Source organism: Arthrobacter sp. B0316-1-20, from assembly GCF_059091865.1.
On the sequence record NZ_JBNHHC010000001.1, the window covers coordinates 376662 to 393292 of the forward strand.

General features: G+C 66.6%; 15 protein-coding genes. 11 read left to right on the forward strand and 4 right to left on the reverse strand.

Annotated elements, in window-relative coordinates; genetic code table 11:
• The first annotated feature begins 3 nt into the window (after positions 1 to 3).
• From trpS to AC5RW2_RS01765, 3 genes are read left to right on the forward strand one after another with little or no spacing between them, the layout of a single operon-like run.
• On the forward strand, positions 4 to 1086 hold the full coding sequence (gene trpS, locus AC5RW2_RS01755) for a tryptophan--tRNA ligase (protein ID WP_494073558.1): 1083 nt from the start codon (positions 4 to 6) through the stop codon (positions 1084 to 1086).
• 2 nt (positions 1087 to 1088) lie between these two features.
• Positions 1089 to 1688, forward strand: a complete 600-nt coding sequence (locus AC5RW2_RS01760; protein ID WP_494001497.1) for a 2'-5' RNA ligase family protein — start codon at positions 1089 to 1091, stop codon at positions 1686 to 1688.
• Positions 1660 to 2742 (forward strand): YihY/virulence factor BrkB family protein, encoded by a 1083-nt coding sequence (locus AC5RW2_RS01765; protein WP_494073559.1) that lies wholly within the window; start codon positions 1660 to 1662, stop codon positions 2740 to 2742. The genes AC5RW2_RS01760 and AC5RW2_RS01765 overlap by 29 nt, the downstream gene beginning before the upstream one ends.
• Positions 2743 to 2819: 77 nt before the next feature.
• Here the strand turns inward: AC5RW2_RS01765 and AC5RW2_RS01770 are convergent, their stop codons facing one another.
• The 4 genes from AC5RW2_RS01770 to sdhC all read right to left on the reverse strand — a co-directional run bounded on the left by AC5RW2_RS01770 (position 2820) and on the right by sdhC (position 6341).
• The gene (locus AC5RW2_RS01770; RefSeq protein ID WP_494001495.1) at positions 2820 to 3608 is read right to left on the reverse strand and encodes a succinate dehydrogenase iron-sulfur subunit; all 789 of its coding nucleotides are present in this window, start codon (positions 3606 to 3608) and stop codon (positions 2820 to 2822) included.
• Entirely contained in the window at positions 3608 to 5395 is a 1788-nt protein-coding gene (gene sdhA / locus AC5RW2_RS01775; protein WP_494073560.1) for a succinate dehydrogenase flavoprotein subunit, read from the reverse strand. The genes AC5RW2_RS01770 and sdhA overlap by 1 nt, the downstream gene beginning before the upstream one ends.
• Positions 5396 to 5483: 88 nt before the next feature.
• Complete coding sequence (locus tag AC5RW2_RS01780) at positions 5484 to 5954, reverse strand: succinate dehydrogenase hydrophobic membrane anchor subunit (RefSeq protein ID WP_494001494.1); 471 nt, start codon at positions 5952 to 5954, stop codon at positions 5484 to 5486.
• 3 nt (positions 5955 to 5957) lie between these two features.
• Positions 5958 to 6341 (reverse strand): succinate dehydrogenase, cytochrome b556 subunit, encoded by a 384-nt coding sequence (gene sdhC, locus AC5RW2_RS01785; RefSeq protein ID WP_493987889.1) that lies wholly within the window; start codon positions 6339 to 6341, stop codon positions 5958 to 5960.
• Between the two features lie 338 nt (positions 6342 to 6679).
• Here sdhC and AC5RW2_RS01790 point away from each other — a divergent pair, with 338 nt between their 5' ends.
• The 8 genes from AC5RW2_RS01790 to AC5RW2_RS01825 all read left to right on the forward strand — a co-directional run bounded on the left by AC5RW2_RS01790 (position 6680) and on the right by AC5RW2_RS01825 (position 16573).
• Entirely contained in the window at positions 6680 to 7825 is a 1146-nt protein-coding gene (locus AC5RW2_RS01790; protein ID WP_494073561.1) for a mannose-1-phosphate guanylyltransferase, read from the forward strand.
• A 95-nt stretch (positions 7826 to 7920) separates the two neighbouring features.
• Positions 7921 to 9150 (forward strand): amidohydrolase, encoded by a 1230-nt coding sequence (locus AC5RW2_RS01795; RefSeq protein WP_494014409.1) that lies wholly within the window; start codon positions 7921 to 7923, stop codon positions 9148 to 9150.
• A 192-nt stretch (positions 9151 to 9342) separates the two neighbouring features.
• Positions 9343 to 10461 (forward strand): BMP family lipoprotein, encoded by a 1119-nt coding sequence (locus AC5RW2_RS01800; protein ID WP_494073562.1) that lies wholly within the window; start codon positions 9343 to 9345, stop codon positions 10459 to 10461.
• Between the two features lie 177 nt (positions 10462 to 10638).
• Positions 10639 to 12204, forward strand: a complete 1566-nt coding sequence (locus tag AC5RW2_RS01805) for an ABC transporter ATP-binding protein (RefSeq protein ID WP_494073685.1) — start codon at positions 10639 to 10641, stop codon at positions 12202 to 12204.
• Positions 12201 to 13562, forward strand: coding sequence for an ABC transporter permease (locus AC5RW2_RS01810; protein WP_494073563.1), 1362 nt, complete (start codon positions 12201 to 12203; stop codon positions 13560 to 13562). The genes AC5RW2_RS01805 and AC5RW2_RS01810 overlap by 4 nt, the downstream gene beginning before the upstream one ends.
• Positions 13559 to 14848 (forward strand): ABC transporter permease, encoded by a 1290-nt coding sequence (locus AC5RW2_RS01815; RefSeq protein ID WP_494014406.1) that lies wholly within the window; start codon positions 13559 to 13561, stop codon positions 14846 to 14848. Before AC5RW2_RS01810 ends, AC5RW2_RS01815 begins: the two co-directional genes overlap by 4 nt.
• A 2-nt stretch (positions 14849 to 14850) precedes the next feature.
• The gene (locus AC5RW2_RS01820) at positions 14851 to 15255 is read left to right on the forward strand and encodes a cytidine deaminase (protein WP_494073564.1); all 405 of its coding nucleotides are present in this window, start codon (positions 14851 to 14853) and stop codon (positions 15253 to 15255) included.
• A 31-nt stretch (positions 15256 to 15286) separates the two neighbouring features.
• Entirely contained in the window at positions 15287 to 16573 is a 1287-nt protein-coding gene (locus AC5RW2_RS01825; RefSeq protein ID WP_494014404.1) for a thymidine phosphorylase, read from the forward strand.
• The last annotated feature ends 58 nt before the right edge of the window (positions 16574 to 16631 follow it).

Below are 16631 nucleotides of genomic sequence, written 5' to 3' on the forward strand. Positions count from 1 at the left end.
CCGATGAGCACAGGAACCACAGAACCGACAGACACCGCCCTGCGGGCCGCCGGGCAGGCGGGCCGGCCGCAGGCCGAGCGTCCTCGACTTCTCTCCGGCATGCAGCCCTCCGCCGACTCCCTGCACCTGGGCAACTACCTGGGGGCACTCGTCAATTGGGTCAAGCTGCAGGACGAGTACGAAGCCTTCTACTTCATTCCCGACCTGCACGCCATCACCGTTGACTACGATCCCAAGGATCTCGCCCACCGCACCAGGGTGACCTGCGCGCAGTACATCGCCGGCGGCATCGACGTCGACCGCACCGCGCTCTTCGTCCAGTCCCACGTGCCGGAGCACGCCGAGCTGGCCTGGGTCCTGAACTGCGTGACAGGCTTCGGCGAGGCCTCCCGAATGACCCAGTTCAAGGACAAGACGCAGAAGAACGGTACCGACGCCGCGACCGTGGGGCTGTTCGCCTACCCGGTGCTGATGGCCGCGGACATCCTGCTATACCGCCCCTACGGGGTGCCCGTCGGCGAGGACCAGCGCCAGCACCTGGAACTGGCGCGGAACCTCGCCCAGCGGTTCAACCACCGGTTCGGGGAAACTTTCGTGGTGCCCGAAGCGGTGATCCCCAAGGAGGGGGCGAAGATCTACGATCTCCAGCACCCCACAGCGAAAATGTCCAAGTCGGCGGAGTCGACAGCCGGCCTGATCAACATACTCGACAACCCGAAGCAGGCCGCCAAGAAGATCAAGTCGGCCGTCACCGACGACGGTACGGAAATCCGCTTCGACCGCGAGGCCAAGCCGGGCATCTCCAATCTGCTCACCATCTACTCCACGCTGTCGGGCAAGACCGTCGGGCAGCTTGAGCAGGAGTACCAGGGCAAGATGTACGGTCACCTGAAGGTCGATCTGGCCGAGGTGGTCGTCGAAACCCTCGCCCCGGTGCAGGCGCGGGCCCAGGAGCTGCTGGACGATCCGGCCGAACTGGACCGGCTGCTGGCGCGCGGGGCCCAGCGGGCACGTTCAATCGCATCGGCTACACTCGCTGATGTGTACTCCAAGGTAGGTTTCCTGCCCGCCGGAGGCGGGCGCTAGCCATGCGCCAGCAGGACCAGGACAGCATCGCCCGTGTCGAACACGACGGCGATGCTGGCCGCGGTGCCCGGACGGCGGTCGGTTGCGTCGGCGTGGTCATCGGGGTCCCGGAGCCGATGGCCAGTGAGCTGCAGGGCTGGCGGGCCTCGTTCGGAGACCCGCTGGCCTCGGTGATACCGCCGCACATCACCCTGGTCACCACCACTCCGGTGCTTGACTGGGACGAGGCCGTGCAGCACGTCCGGGCCGTGGCCAGTTCGCAGTCCCCGTTCACCCTCTCCCTGCGCGGCACGGGCAGTTTCCGCCCGGTTTCGCCCGTGGTCTACTTGAGCATCGACGAGGGCTTCGACGAGTGCGTCGCGCTGCACCAAAAACTCCAGTCCGGGCCGCTGGAACGCGACCTCGAGTTCGGCTTCCACCCGCACGTGACCGTGGCGCACGACGTCAGCGAAGCCAGCATGGACTCGGCCGAAAGCAAGCTCGCTGATTATGACGCCGCATTCCGGGTCAGTAGCATGGGGCTCTACGAGCACGACGAGACTGGTGTGTGGATACTACGGGAAGAGTTGACCTTTGGCGCCGGACCAGCAGGAGCAGGCTGAGGCAACGCCGGATCCGCTGGAACGGCAGCAACTGCTGCTCGCCGCCGTAAGGCAGCGGCGGGAAGCAGGCCGCGCCAAGCGCGAAGAAGGCGCCCTGCAAAGCGTCCTGGCCGCGGCCAGGTACAGGCTGGCAACGCTCAACTCCCGGCGCCTGATGCGGGTCATGAATCTCTACGCCCTGAGGCACGGGTCGTTGCTGGCGGCCGGGTGTGCCTACAAGATGTTCTTCTCCGTGGCCGCGATGCTGGTGGCCGGTTTCTCCATCCTGGGCCTGGTGGTTTCCGGCAACCGCGACCTGCAGATGGCCATCATCCGGGTGGTGAACGACTTCATCCCGGGACTCATCGACACCGGAGACGGGGGCCTGGCCACACCCCAAGAGCTCTTCTCCCGCAGCGAGGCATTCGGGGTCAGCCTGATCATCTCTACCGTAGTCATGATCTGGACCTCGTTGGGCTGGATCGCCGGGCTGCGGACGGGGATGCGGGGCATCTTTGACCTGCCCCCGCTGGATACGAACGTCGTCCTGGTCAAGCTCAAGGACACCGGCACGCTGCTGATCGTGGGCGTGGCCTTGATCGTGACGTCGCTCGTCGCAGCCATAGCCAATACCGCGCTGGACCTGATCGTGGAATTGCTCCGTATCGAAGGCGATGCCGTGGTTCCGCTGACCCGGATTGCCGGCATCGTGGTCATGCTGTTGCTGGATACGGCGGTTGCCGTGGTCCTTTTCCGCGTGGCGTCAGGGATCCGGATGCCACGCCCGGTGATGCTCCAGTCCGCCTTGCTAGCCGGCGTCGGCAGTACCGTCCTCAGGTACTTCTCCTCGACGCTCCTGGGCAACGCGGGCAGCAACCCGTTGCTGGCTTCTTACGCCGTCATCCTGGGTCTGTTCGTGTGGTTCTACCTGCTGAGCCAGGTCTACCTGATCGCCACCGCCTGGGGAGCGGTCGGCACGGCGGACGCGCTGGCCCGGCAGGCGGCCGGGGGAGGCCGGTCGCTGCGGCAGCGGGCGTGGAGCCTGCGCCGGCGGAGGCCCCTGCCGGAACCTTAAACACCGGTGGCGCCGACTCCCGGAAGGAATCGGCGCCACCAGGACCGCGCAGTCCCGAAGGGGACCGCCGCGATGGGCTAGACGGAGCGGTGCAGGATGGCCTGGCGCACCTCGGTGATCGCCTTGGTCACCTGGATGCCGCGGGGGCAAGCCTCGCTGCAGTTGAAGGTGGTGCGGCAACGCCACACGCCTTCCTTGTCGTTGAGGACCTCCAGGCGCATGTCGCCGGCATCGTCGCGGGAATCGAAGATGAAGCGGTGCGCGTTCACGATCGCCGCCGGCCCGAAGTACTGGCCGTCGGTCCAGAACACCGGGCAGGAGGAGGTGCAGGCGGCGCAGAGGATGCACTTGGTGGTGTCGTCGAACCGCTCACGGTCCTCCTGCGACTGCAGCCGCTCGCGGGTCGGCGCGTGGCCGTTGTTGATCAGGAACGGCATGATCTCGCGGTAGGACTGGAAGAACGGCTCCATGTCCACGATCAGGTCCTTCTCCACCGGCAGGCCCTTGATCGGCTCCACCGTGATGGGCTTGGCCGTGTCCAGGTCCTTCAGCAGCGTCTTGCAGGCCAGGCGGTTGCGGCCGTTGATGCGCATCGCATCCGAGCCACAGACGCCGTGGGCGCAGGACCGGCGGAAGGAAACGGAACCGTCATGCTCCCACTTGACCTTGTGCAGGGCGTCCAGCACGCGGTCGGTGCCATACATGGTGAGCTTGAACTCGTCCCAGCGGGCTTCCTCGGAAACCTCCGGATCGTAGCGGCGGACCTTCAGCGTAATGTCAAAGCTGGGGATTTCGCCGCCGCCGCCGACCCCGGGAGCCAGCTCGACCTTGGACGGTCCTTCGGGAATTTCGGTCGCGGTGCTCATCAGTATTTCCTCACCATCGGTTCGTAGCGCGTGAATACCACGGGTTTGGTATCCATGCGGATGCCGGCCGTCTGATCGGTCACGGCGTCGACGTCCAGGTAGCACATCGAGTGCTTCATGAAGTTCTCGTCGTCGCGGTCCGGGTAGTCCTCGCGGAAGTGTCCGCCGCGGGACTCCGTGCGGTGCAGCGCCGCCACGGTCATCACCTGGGCCATGTCCAGCAGGAAGCCGAGTTCCACGGCCTCCAGCAGGTCCAGGTTGAAGCGCCGGCCCTTGTCCTGGACGCTGATATTCTTGTAGCGCTCGCGCAGCGAAGCGATCACGTTCAGCGCCTCGGTCAGGGACTTCTCGTCGCGGAACACCTGCACGTTGGCATCCATGATGTCCTGCAGTTCCTTGCGGATCTGGGCGACCCGCTCGGTACCGGTACCGCCGCGCACCGTCTCGAGCAGCTCCATCGTGTACAGCTCCGGGTTCTCCGGCAGCTCGACAAAGTCCGCGGTCTTGGCGTACTCGGCGGCGTTGATGCCGGAGCGCTTGCCGAAGACGTTGATGTCCAGCAGGGAGTTGGTTCCCAGTCGGTTCGAGCCGTGGACGGAAACGCAGGCCACCTCGCCAGCGGCGTACAGGCCCGGCACCACGGTGTCGTTGTCCTGCAGCACCTCGGCCTTGATGTTGGTGGGAATGCCACCCATGGCGTAGTGGGCGGTGGGGAACACGGGCACCGGCTCGGTGTAGGGCTCGACGCCGAGGTAGGTGCGCGCGAACTCCGTGATGTCCGGCAGCTTCGCGTCAATGTGCGCCGGCTCCAGGTGGGTCAGGTCCAGCAGCACGTAGTCCTTGTTCGGACCGCAGCCGCGGCCTTCCCGGACCTCCAGGGCCATGGAGCGGGCCACGATGTCACGCGGCGCCAGGTCCTTGATGGTGGGGGCGTAGCGCTCCATGAAGCGCTCACCGTCGGCGTTGCGGAGGATGCCGCCTTCGCCGCGGGCGGCCTCGGAGAGCAGGATGCCCAGGCCGGCCAGGCCGGTCGGGTGGAACTGGACGAACTCCATGTCCTCCAGCGGGAGGCCGCGGCGGAACGCGATGCCCATGCCGTCGCCGGTGAGAGTGTGCGCGTTGGAGGTGGTCTTGAAGACCTTGCCCACGCCGCCCGAAGCGAAGATGACGGACTTGGCCTGGAAGACGTGGAGCTCGCCGGAGGCCAGGTCATAGCTGACGACGCCGGCGACGCGCTTCTGCTTGTAGGGGGTGCCGTCCGCGCGGGTGGCGTCTTCCTCGACCAACAGCAGGTCCAGCACGTAGTACTCGTTGTAGAACTCAACGTTGTGCTTGACGCAGTTTTGGTACAGGGTCTGCAGGATCATGTGTCCGGTGCGGTCGGCGGCGTAGCAGGCGCGGCGCACCGGGGCCTTGCCGTGGTCGCGGGTGTGTCCGCCGAAGCGGCGCTGGTCGATCTTGCCCTCGGGCGTCCGGTTGAACGGCAGGCCCATCTTTTCCAGGTCCAGCACCGCGTCGATGGCTTCCTTGGCCATCACTTCGGCGGCATCCTGGTCAACCAGGTAGTCGCCGCCCTTGATCGTGTCAAAGGTGTGCCATTCCCAGTTGTCCTCTTCGACGTTCGCCAGTGCGGCGCACATGCCGCCCTGGGCCGCGCCGGTGTGGGAACGGGTGGGGTACAGCTTGGTCAGTACTGCGGTGTGCGCGCGCTGGCCTGATTCGATCGCGGCGCGCATACCGGCGCCACCGGCACCGACAATGACGACGTCGTACTTATGGACCTGCATACTGGATGCTCTTTCTGTTGAAACTGGGTTTTCTTCGCCGTGCGGGGTTCAGGACGGGCAACGGCGCCGCGGTCTGTCGCGGGGACGGTTAGGGTGCCGGGCAGAACGACGGCAGCAGATCGGCGGTGGCGTTCGCCGGGCACGGATCGAAGGTGAAGATCACCAGGGTGCCGAGCACGATGATGACGGCAGAGGCCACGTAGAGGACCATCTTGAACCAGAAGCGGGTGATGTCCTTTTCCGCATAGTCCTCGATGATGGTGCGCACGCCGTTGGTGCCGTGCAGCATGGCCAGCCACAGCATGGCCAGGTCCCAGATCTGCCAGAACGGGTCGGCCCACTTGCCGGCCACAAAGCCGAAGTCGATGGCGTGGACGCCTTCGCCCACCATCAGGTTGACGAACAGGTGCCCAAAGACCAGCACCACCAGGATGAGGCCGGAGAGCCGCATGAACAGCCATGCGTACAGTTCGAAGTTGCCCTTGCGCCCCTTGTTGCGCATGTACTCGGGAGCGATGCGGGCGCTGCGGGGAGCCTGGATTTCAGAGTTGACCGACATGAGTTAGTGACCCCCGGTGAAAGCGAGCGTGAGGTGGCGGATGAGGAACGGAACCATGACGACGACCCAGAGGCCGACAACCCCCCACAGAAGCTTGGCCTGGTACTTGGGCCCCTTCTTCCAGAAGTCGATGAGGATGACGCGAAGCCCGTTAAAGGCGTGGTAGACGATGGCCGCTACCAGGCCGGCTTCCAGAATGGCCATGATCGGGTTCTTGTACGTGGCCATGACGGCGTCGTAGGCGCCCGGGGATACCCGGACCAGCGCGGTATCGAGCACGTGAACCAAGAGAAAGAAAAAGATTGCGACGCCCGTGATGCGGTGTCCTACCCAAGACCACATGCCTTCACGGCCGCGGTATAAGGTCCCTGCTGGTGTCTTCGACACTGAATTACCCTCCCTGCATCGCAGAGGCGCAGCGTGGCTTCCACGCAAGAGTTGACGCCGGTGCGAGAGCGCTCTATAGCTCAAGACTAATCTAGGCTTCGCTGAGGGCTTATTCAATTTAGGTACGGCAGGGTGTGACCTTTTTAACAGCAGGGGCTTAACCGCCCGTGCTGTACCGGCTTCCACGGGGCGGATGAGGCCGGTCCGCGCCCCCGCAGGACCTGGATTTTGACGCGGCGCCGGTTGGCGCCGATACGGCACCGGCAAACCACCCCGATGGGAGAAATCGGCCTCCAGGATGAAGGCGGTACCCACGAGGCTGGATTACCGTGGAGAGCGTGAACACTCAAGCAGCAGGCCGGGGTGCGGCCGACGACGACGCCGTGTTGGACCGTTTTCATGCCGTTATACCGGCCGGCGGGACCGGGACGCGGTTGTGGCCGCTGTCCCGCGCGGCGGCCCCGAAGTTCCTGCACGACCTGACCGGTTCCGGGTCCACACTGATCCGCGCCACCTATTCCCGTCTTGAGCCGTTGTGCCAGGGGCGGACCCTGGTGGTGACCGGCAAGGTGCACCGACATGCGGTGTGCGCGCAGCTGCCCGAACTTCAAGATGCGAACCTGGTGCTGGAGCCGGAACCGAAGGACTCTGCGGCGGCGATCGGTCTCGCCGCGGCGATCCTGTACCGGCGGGACCCGCGGATCATCATGGGCTCCTTCGCCGCGGACCAGGTGATCACCCCGGCGGAGGAGTTCCAGCAGGCGGTCCGCGAGGCGGTGTACACCGCGGCCGAGGGCTACATCGTCACGATCGGGATCACCCCGACGCATCCGGCCACCGGCTTCGGGTACATCCGTTCCGCCGGGGCGCTGCAGGTCCCCGGCGCGCCCTCCGCGCAGGCGGTGGCCGAGTTCGTGGAGAAACCCGACGAGCAGGTGGCCCGCGGCTACCTGGCGACGGGGGAATATTCCTGGAACGCCGGCATGTTCGTGGCGCCGGTTGACCTGCTGCTGAAGCACCTGGAAACCAACGAACCCGAACTCTTTGCCGGCCTGACCGAGATCGCCGAGGCCTGGGACACCCCGGCCCGCGGCGCGGTGATGCGCAGAATCTGGCCGGACCTGCCCAAGACGGCGATCGATTACGCGGTGGCTGAACCCGCGGCGGCCGCCGGGGACGTGGCGATGATCCCCGGTTCCTTCTCCTGGGACGACGTGGGCGACTTCGCCGCGATCGGGCGGTTGAATACCGCCAGCGAAACCTCCGGGCTTACGGTGCTCGGCGAAGGGGCGAGGGTGTTTGCGGAGTCGGCCACCGGCGTCGTGGTCTCCGATACCAAACGCGTGATCGCGCTGATCGGCATCGACGACGTCGTCGTGGTCGACACCCCGGACGCGCTGCTGGTGACCACCAAGGAACACGCGCAGAAGGTGAAGTCCGCCGTCGAACACCTCAGGGCCAGCGGCGACACCGACGTCCTCTAAAGCCGCAAGGCACCCGGGACCGGCGGCGAAAGCCTGATCCTGTGCAAGGCCGGCGACCGTCCTCGGAACGTCGCTCAAATCGATAGAGTGCAGGTGTGCAGAAGATTTCAGAAACTCCGCTGGCCAATCTCAATATCGGCGTCTGGGCATCGCCACTGCTGGATGAACTCCGGCGGTTCCGGCGGGACCTGCACCAGCATCCCGAGCTGTCGCACAAGGAATTCCTCACCACCCGGAAGCTGGCCGAGCGGCTGACGGCCGCAGGACTCGAGCCGCAACTGCTGGACGGCACCGGGCTGTTCGTCGACATCGGGGAGGGCCCGCTGGCCATCGGGCTGCGCGCGGACATCGACGCCCTGCCGATCATGGAAGAAACCGGCCTCGACTACGCCTCGGTTAACACCGGCATCAGCCATGCGTGCGGACACGACATCCACACCACGGTGATGCTCGGCGTCGCGCTGGTCCTGCGCAAACTGGATCTGGAAGGCGAACTGTCCGCCCGCGTGCGGGTCATCTTCCAGCCGGCCGAGGAGACCATGCCCGGCGGCGCGTTGGCCGTCATCGAGCAGGGCGTGCTGGAAGGGCTGCCGCGGATCCTGGCACTGCACTGCGACCCGCGCATCGACGTCGGCCTGGTCGGCACGCGGATCGGAGCCATCACCTCCGCCTCGGACACCATACGGATCGAACTGCGCGGGCGCGGCGGCCACACGTCCCGCCCGCACCTGACGGAGGACCTGGTGTTCGCGCTAGCAGAGATCGCCGTCAGCGTCCCGGCCGTCATCAACCGGCGGATCGATGTCCGCAGCGCCGTCTCGCTCGTGTGGGGGCAAATCCAGGCGGGCGCCGCCCCCAACGCGATCCCGGCAGTCGGCTACATGGCCGGCACCATGCGCTGCCTGGACGGGGAAGCCTGGCAGGCCGCCGGTGAGCTGGTGGACGAGGTGGTCAACCAGGTGGCCGCACCGTTCGGCGTGGACGTCAAGCTCGAACACATCCGCGGCGTGCCTCCCGTGATCAACACCGAGCGGGAAACCACGCTGCTCGAGGCGGCGGCCCGGAGCGAGCTGGGGGAGGACGCGGTGACCCTCACGCCGCAGTCGATGGGCGGGGAGGACTTCGCCTGGATGACCCAGGAAGTGCCCGGCGCCATGATGCGGCTGGGCACCCGGAGCCCGGGCGGCGAAACCTTCGACCTGCACCGCGGCGACTACGTTCCCGACGAGCACGCCATCGGCGTGGGCGTGCGCGTCATGGCCAAGGCCGCCGTGCTGGCCGCCCGGCGTCACCGGGACACGGCAGCCGGTGCTACCCAAAAGTAACAACTTTTGAACAATCTGCGCGCGCCGGTAGCGATTGCTTCGCCGGTGGGGCGCGTGGGAACTACTGTAGGGTCATCAACTGTGCACCTGCAGGACAGGTGCTGTGCCACGCGGAGTACAAGTCAAACGCCGCACTTCTTGTGAAGCGACCATTGAACTGTGGCGGGGCAGACATTCTTTTATGGAGGAACATTGAAGACTTCACTGCGCAAGATTAAGCGCGGCACCGGCCTCTCCGCCGCGGTGCTGGGCGCGTCCGCACTGGTTCTGACCGCTTGCGGCGCACCGCCGGCCCAAGAGGGCGGCGCCAGCGGCAGCCCGGCAGCGGAAGGCACCGACTACCTCGGCTGCATCGTCTCCGACTCTGGTGGATTCGACGACCGCTCGTTCAACCAGTCGAGCTACGAAGGCCTGAAGATGGCCGAGGAAGAGCTGGGCATCAAGATCCGCGAGGCCGAGTCCCAGGCCGAGACCGATTTCGGTCCCAACGTGGATGCCATGGTGCAGGCCAACTGCAACATGGTCCTGACGGTCGGCTTCCTGCTGGGCGACGTGACCAAGGAAGCGGCGGCGGCCAACCCTGAGACCAACTTCGCGATCGTCGACTACAACGACCCGGAGTTCAGCGACAACGTCAAGCCGATCATCTATGACACGGCGCAGGCGGCGTTCCTGGCCGGCTACGTGGCGGCCGCAACCAGCGAGACCGGCAAGGTGGCCACCTACGGCGGCATGAACATCCCCACCGTCACCATCTTCATGGACGGCTTCGCCGACGGCGTCGACTACTACAACGAGCAGAAGGACGCCAACGTCGAACTGCTCGGCTGGAACAAGGAAGCCCAGAACGGCACCTTCGTCGGCAACTTCGAGGATCAGGGCAAGGGCAAGACCAACACCCTGAACTTCATCAACGAGGGCGCCGACATCATCATGCCGGTGGCAGGCCCGGTGGGCCTGGGCACGCTGGACGCCGTGCTCGAAGCCAATGCCGACGGCAAGGATGCCAAGGTCGTATGGGTCGACTCCGACGGCTACGAGACCGCCGGCAAGGCCGAGGAATTCATCCTCACCTCGGTGATGAAGCTGATGGGCAACGCGGTCGAGGAAGTCGTCAAGACCGACGCCGAGGGCAACTTCGACAGCTCGCCGTATGTCGGAACCCTGGAGAACGGCGGCGTGGCACTGGCCCCGTTCCATGACCTCGACGCAGCGGTTTCCGACGAGACCAAGGCGGAACTGGAAACCATCAAGGAGTCGATCATCTCGGGCGAGATCAAGGTCGAATCCAAGGCCAGCCCGCAGCAGTAAGCACGCAGCGGACCGCCGCCCTCCGTACCGGACACCGGTGCCGAGGGCGGCGGTTCGCGCTGTAATCGGCCGAACCGGTTTAGGCTAGGCACAGCGTCCGGGCAGCAGCACCGTCCGGCACCGCGCCGCTGGATGACGACCGTCGTACCTACGGACAAAGAACAGGTGGGTTGGGGTTTGAAACTCGAGCTCAAGGGAATCACCAAGCGATTCGGCTCCCTGGTTGCCAACGACCACATTGACCTGGTGGTGCAGCCGGGACAGGTGCACAGCCTGCTGGGTGAAAACGGCGCCGGGAAATCGACGCTGATGAACGTCCTCTACGGGCTTTACGAGCCCAGCGAAGGCCAGATCCTGGTCGACGACAAGCCCGTGACCTTCGACGGCCCCGGGGACGCCATGGCGGCCGGCATCGGCATGGTGCACCAGCACTTCATGCTGGTCCCGGTGTTCACCGTGGCCGAGAACGTGGCGCTCGGCAATGAGGCGACCAAGGCCGGCGGCCAACTCAATCTGGAGGAGACCCGGGCCCGGATCAGGGAGATCTCTGACCAATACGGTTTCGAGGTGGACCCCGACGCGGTGGTCGAGGACCTGCCGGTCGGGGTGCAGCAGCGGGTCGAGATCATCAAGGCCCTGGTCCGGGACGCCGAAGTGCTGATCCTGGACGAGCCGACCGCCGTCCTGACGCCCAAGGAAACGGATGAGCTGCTGGGCATCATGGGCCAGCTCAAGGCCGACGGCAAGGCCATCGTCTTCATCTCCCACAAGCTGCGTGAAGTCAAGGCGGTTTCGGACATCATCACGGTCATTCGCCGTGGCAAGGTCATCGGCGACGCGCCGCCCTCGGCCTCCACCACCGAACTGGCGGAAATGATGGTGGGCCGCGCCGTCAGCCTGACCCTCAACAAGGAACCGGCCCGGCCGGGCGAAGAAACGTTCACCGTCAACAACCTCACCGTGCGTTCGGCCACGGGCCAGCGCGTGGTGGACGGCATCAGTTTCGGCATAGCGCGCGGCGAAATCCTCGCGGTGGCCGGCGTCCAAGGCAACGGGCAGACCGAACTGACCGAGGCGATCCTGGGGCTGCAGGACCACGTGTCCGGCTCCATCAGGCTTGAAGGCCGCGAACTGGTGGGGCGCAAGGTCAAGGACATCATCGAGGCCGGCGTCGGTTTCGTGCCGGAGGACCGCAGCGTCGAGGGCCTGGTCGGTACCTTCTCGGTGGCCGAAAACCTCATCCTCAACCGCTACGACCAGCCGCCATTTGCCCGCGGCCTGGCCATGAAGCCGGCCCTGGTCGCCCGGAACGCCGAGCAATACATTTCGGAGTTCGACGTCCGCACCCAGTCTGCGGCGGCGGCGGCCGGTACCCTCTCCGGCGGAAACCAGCAAAAGGTGGTCATGGCCCGGGAACTGTCCAGGCCGTTGAAGCTCTTTATCGCTTCCCAACCCACCCGCGGCGTGGACGTAGGCTCCATCGAATTCCTGCACAAGCGGATCGTCGCCGAGCGCGACGTCGGCACGCCGGTGATGATCGTTTCCACCGAACTGGACGAGGTGCTGGAACTTGCCGACCGGATCGCCGTGCTCTACCAGGGCCGGCTGATGGGCATCGTCCCCGCCAACACCTCGCGCGGCGAGCTGGGCCTGATGATGGCCGGCATGAGCGCAGAGGAAGCACAGGCACACCGGACGGACGCCGAAGTACAGCAGACAGACGCCGAAGGAGGCGAGGAATGAGCGCGGACGAGTCCGGCAAGCACGGGAAGCGGTCGAAACACGCGGGAACGCCCGCGGCGGAGGGCGACGAGCAGCGGCTCGAGGCGGCTGCCGCCCTCGGCGACGGCACCCAGGCACCGCCGGCCGTGTTGCCCACGGGGGAGAGCCTGCACCCCGAGTTGCGCGCGCATCAGACCATCATGCAGCGGATCGTCTCCGGCAACGCGCTGGTGGCTGTCTTCGCCATTGTGCTGTCCCTGATCGCCGGCGGCATCCTGATCGCGTTGACGAACGAGGAAGTCGCCCGGACCTCCAGCTACTTCTTCGCCCGCCCGCAGGACATGCTGGCTGCCGGCTGGACGGCCGCCGCCAACGCCTACGCCGCCCTGTTCCAGGGCTCGATCTTCAACTTTGAGGGCGCCACGTTCGCCCGGATGATCTACCCGTTGACCCAGACGCTGACCGTGGCCACGCCGCTCATCTGCGCAGGCCTGGGCGTGGCGCTGGCGTTCCGCGCGGGACTGTTCAACATCGGCGCGCAGGGCCAGATCATCATCGGCGCCACCCTGGCCGCCTGGGTCGGTTTCAGCTGGCACCTTCCGGTGGGCCTGCACCTGCTCCTGGTCATCATCGCCGGCATCATCGGCGGCGCGTTGTGGGGCGGCCTCGTCGGCCTGCTGAAGGCCAAGACCGGTGCCCACGAAGTGATCCTGTCGATCATGCTCAACTACGTGGCCATCAACCTGGTGCTGTACCTGCTGACCATGCCCGCGTTCCAGCGACCGGGCTCCACCAACCCGATCAGCCCGCAGCTGGATGCCACGGCCATGTATCCGCCGCTCTTCGGCGACACCTTCCGGCTGCACTGGGGCTTCGTGGTAGCCATTCTGGCCACCGTTTTCTGCTGGTGGCTGCTTAACCGCTCCACCATCGGCTTCGAGCTGCGCGCGGTCGGCTCCAATCCGCACGCCGCGCGCACCGCCGGCATCAGCGTCACCAAGGGCTACGTCGTGGTGATGGTGCTGGCGGGCGCCCTGGCCGGCCTGGCAGGCGTCGCGCAGGTGGCCGGCACCGAACGCGTGCTGACCTCGGGCGTCGCTGCCAGTTTCGGGTTCGACGCCATCACCGTGGCACTGCTGGGACGTTCGACGCCGTGGGGCACCTTTGCGGCCGGCCTGCTGTTCGGCGCCTTCCGCGCCGGCGGGGTGACCATGCAGACCAACACCGGCACCGGCATCGACATCGTGCTGGTGGTCCAGTCCATGATCGTGCTGTTCATCGCGGCGCCGCCGCTCGTGCGCGCGATCTTCCGGCTCCCCGAGCCGGGCAAGCTGACGGCAAGACCCCGTAAGACCGCAAGCACCGGAGGTGCAGCATGAGCACGGTTACCGCCACCGCCCCGCAGCAAAGCCCAGCCGCCGCGGACACCGTGCGGAACTGGAAGACGCCGGTCATCCTGGCCGTCCTGGCTTTCGCGGCCGTCCTGGTTTTCGCGGTCGGGGCACCGGACAACTCGGTGACCTTCCGGCTGTCGGACCCCAACGACCCTGTGGTGCTGCCGTCGGTGGTGCTCTCGGCCGTCGTCACCGGCTGGGTCACGGCCGTCTTGATGCTCGCCGCCGCCGTCTGGTCGTTCATGCTGGTCCGGTCCGGACGAAAGGTCCCCGGCTGGCTGGTGGCCGTCTTTGCCGTGCTGTTCGTGGTCGGATTCCTCACCTGGGTGGTCGGCAGCGCCCGGACCCCCAACGTGGCCCTCTACGGGCTGCTGGCCGGTTCGGTCACGCTGGCCGTGCCGCTGATTTTCGGCTCCCTCTCCGGCGTGCTGTGCGAGCGCTCCGGCGTCGTCAACATCGCCATCGAAGGACAGCTGCTGTTCGGTGCCTTCTCCGCCGCGGTTGCCGGATCGCTCTCCGGCAACGCGTTCATCGGCCTGGCCGCAGCGGCCGTCGGCGGCGTGCTCGTCTCGGCGGTACTGGCGGTGTTCAGCATCAAGTACATCGTCAACCAGGTGATCGTCGGGGTGGTGCTCAACGTGCTGGTTTCCGGCCTGACCGGTTTCCTGTTCTCCACCGTCCTCTCGGCCGACTCGGCCACTTGGAACTCTCCGCCGCGGCTGCCGATCATCAGCATTCCGGTGCTCTCCGACATCCCGATCATCGGCCCCATCCTGTTCGAACAGTCGGTAGTCGGCTACCTGATGTACGTCGCGGTGGCCGTGATCTACTTCGGCCTGTTCCACACCAAGTGGGGCCTGCGCACCCGTGCCGTCGGGGAACACCCCAAGGCGGCGGACACCCTGGGCGTAAAGGTCAACCGGATGCGGTTCATGAACGTGCTGCTGGCCGGCGTCGTCGCCGGTTTCGGCGGCGCCTTCTTCACCCTGGTCCTTGTTTCCAGCTTCGGCCGCGACATGACCGCCGGGCAGGGCTACATCGCCCTGGCGGCGCTGATCTTCGGCCGCTGGAACCCGCTGTATGCGTTCTTCGCGGCGCTGCTGTTTGGCTTCGCAACCAACCTCCAGTACGTGCTCAGCGCCCTGGGCTCGACGGTGCCGAACCAGTTCCTGGCCATGCTGCCCTACGTGGTGACCATCTTCGCCGTCGCCGGCCTGGTGGGCCGCGCCCGACCCCCGGCCGCCAGCGGCGTGCCGTACATCAAGGGATGACCGTGGAAGCACCAACGACGGCCCAGGTGGACTGGCACGCCCTCCAGCAGGCCGCGGAGGCCGCCATGCGGCTGGCCTACGTGCCGTACTCGGGCTTCCCGGTCGGCGCCGCCGCGCTCACCGACGACGGCCGGATCGTCTCCGGCTGCAACGTGGAAAACGCCTCCTACGGCTTGACCCTGTGCGCGGAATGTTCGCTGGTGAGCCAGCTGAACATGACGGGCGGCGGGAAACTGGCCGCCTTCAGCTGCGTGGACGGGGAGGGCAACGCCCTGATGCCGTGCGGCCGGTGCCGTCAGCTGCTGTACGAGTTCCGCGCGCCCGGCATGCTGCTGATGACGCCGGCCGGCATCAGGACCATGGACCAGGTGCTGCCCGACGCCTTCGGACCGCAGCACCTGGCCTGACGGGCGGAACGCATCACCTAAGGAGCAGGACATGACCGAAACATTCGACGCCGTGGACATCATCCGGACCAAGCGGGACAAGGGAACGCTCAGCCCGGAGCAGATCGCCTGGACCATCGACGCCTACACCCGCGGGACCATCGCCGACGAGCAGATGTCCGCGCTGAACATGGCCATCCTGCTCAACGGCATGGACCGGGAAGAGATCGCGCACTGGACGACGGCGATGATCGCCTCCGGCGAGCGGATGGACTTCTCCTCGCTCGGCAAGCCGACCGCCGACAAACATTCCACCGGCGGCGTGGGGGACAAGATCACCCTCCCGCTGGCCCCGCTGGTGGCAGTCTTCGGCGTGGCGGTGCCCCAGTTGTCCGGCCGCGGCCTCGGCCACACCGGCGGCACCCTGGACAAGCTCGAGTCGATTCCGGGCTGGCGGGCCCTGCTCAGCAATGACGAGATGATGAGCCAACTGGCCGAGATCGGCGCCGTGATCTGCGCGGCGGGGGCCGGTCTGGCTCCCGCGGACAAGAAGCTCTACGCGCTGCGCGACGTGACCGGCACGGTCGAGGCGATCCCCCTGATCGCCTCCTCGATCATGAGCAAGAAGATTGCCGAAGGCACCGGCTCGCTGGTGCTCGACGTGAAGGTCGGCAGCGGGGCCTTCATGAAGGACGAGCGCAACGCCCGGGAACTGGCCGAAACCATGGTCGCCCTGGGCCAGGACGCGGGCGTGAACACCGTGGCACTGCTGACCGATATGAGCACGCCGCTCGGGCTGACCGCCGGCAACGCCATCGAGGTCGAGGAATCCGTGGAGGTGCTGGCGGGCGGCGGCCCCGAGGACGTCGTGGAGCTGACCGTGAGGCTGGCCGAGGAGATGCTGCACGCCGCCGGCGTGACGGATGCCGACCCTGCTGCCGCGCTGCGGGACGGCCGCGCCATGGACGTCTGGAAATCCATGATCCGCGCCCAGGGCGGGGATCCCGACGCCAGGCTGCCGGTGGCCAGGGAGTCGGAAGTCGTCTACGCCGAGGCCGACGGCGTGCTGATGCAACTGGACGCCCTGGCCGTCGGCGTCGCCGCCTGGCGGCTCGGTGCTGGACGCGCCCGCAAGGAAGACGCCGTGCAGGCCGGGGCCGGCGTGCGGATGCACGCCAAGCCCGGGGCGGTGGTCCGCGCCGGCGAACCGCTGATGACGCTGCTGACCGATACCCCCGAAAGGTTCGACCGCGCCAAGGAGGCGCTGCGCGGCGCCGTCGTTATTGCCCCGGAGGGGAGCCGGCCGGCCCGGCGGCTGATCATCGACCGGGTGGCCTGACGCGCCCAGGACCCCAGCTGAAAACAACTGGGGCAGCACGGATATATATCCACCGGGG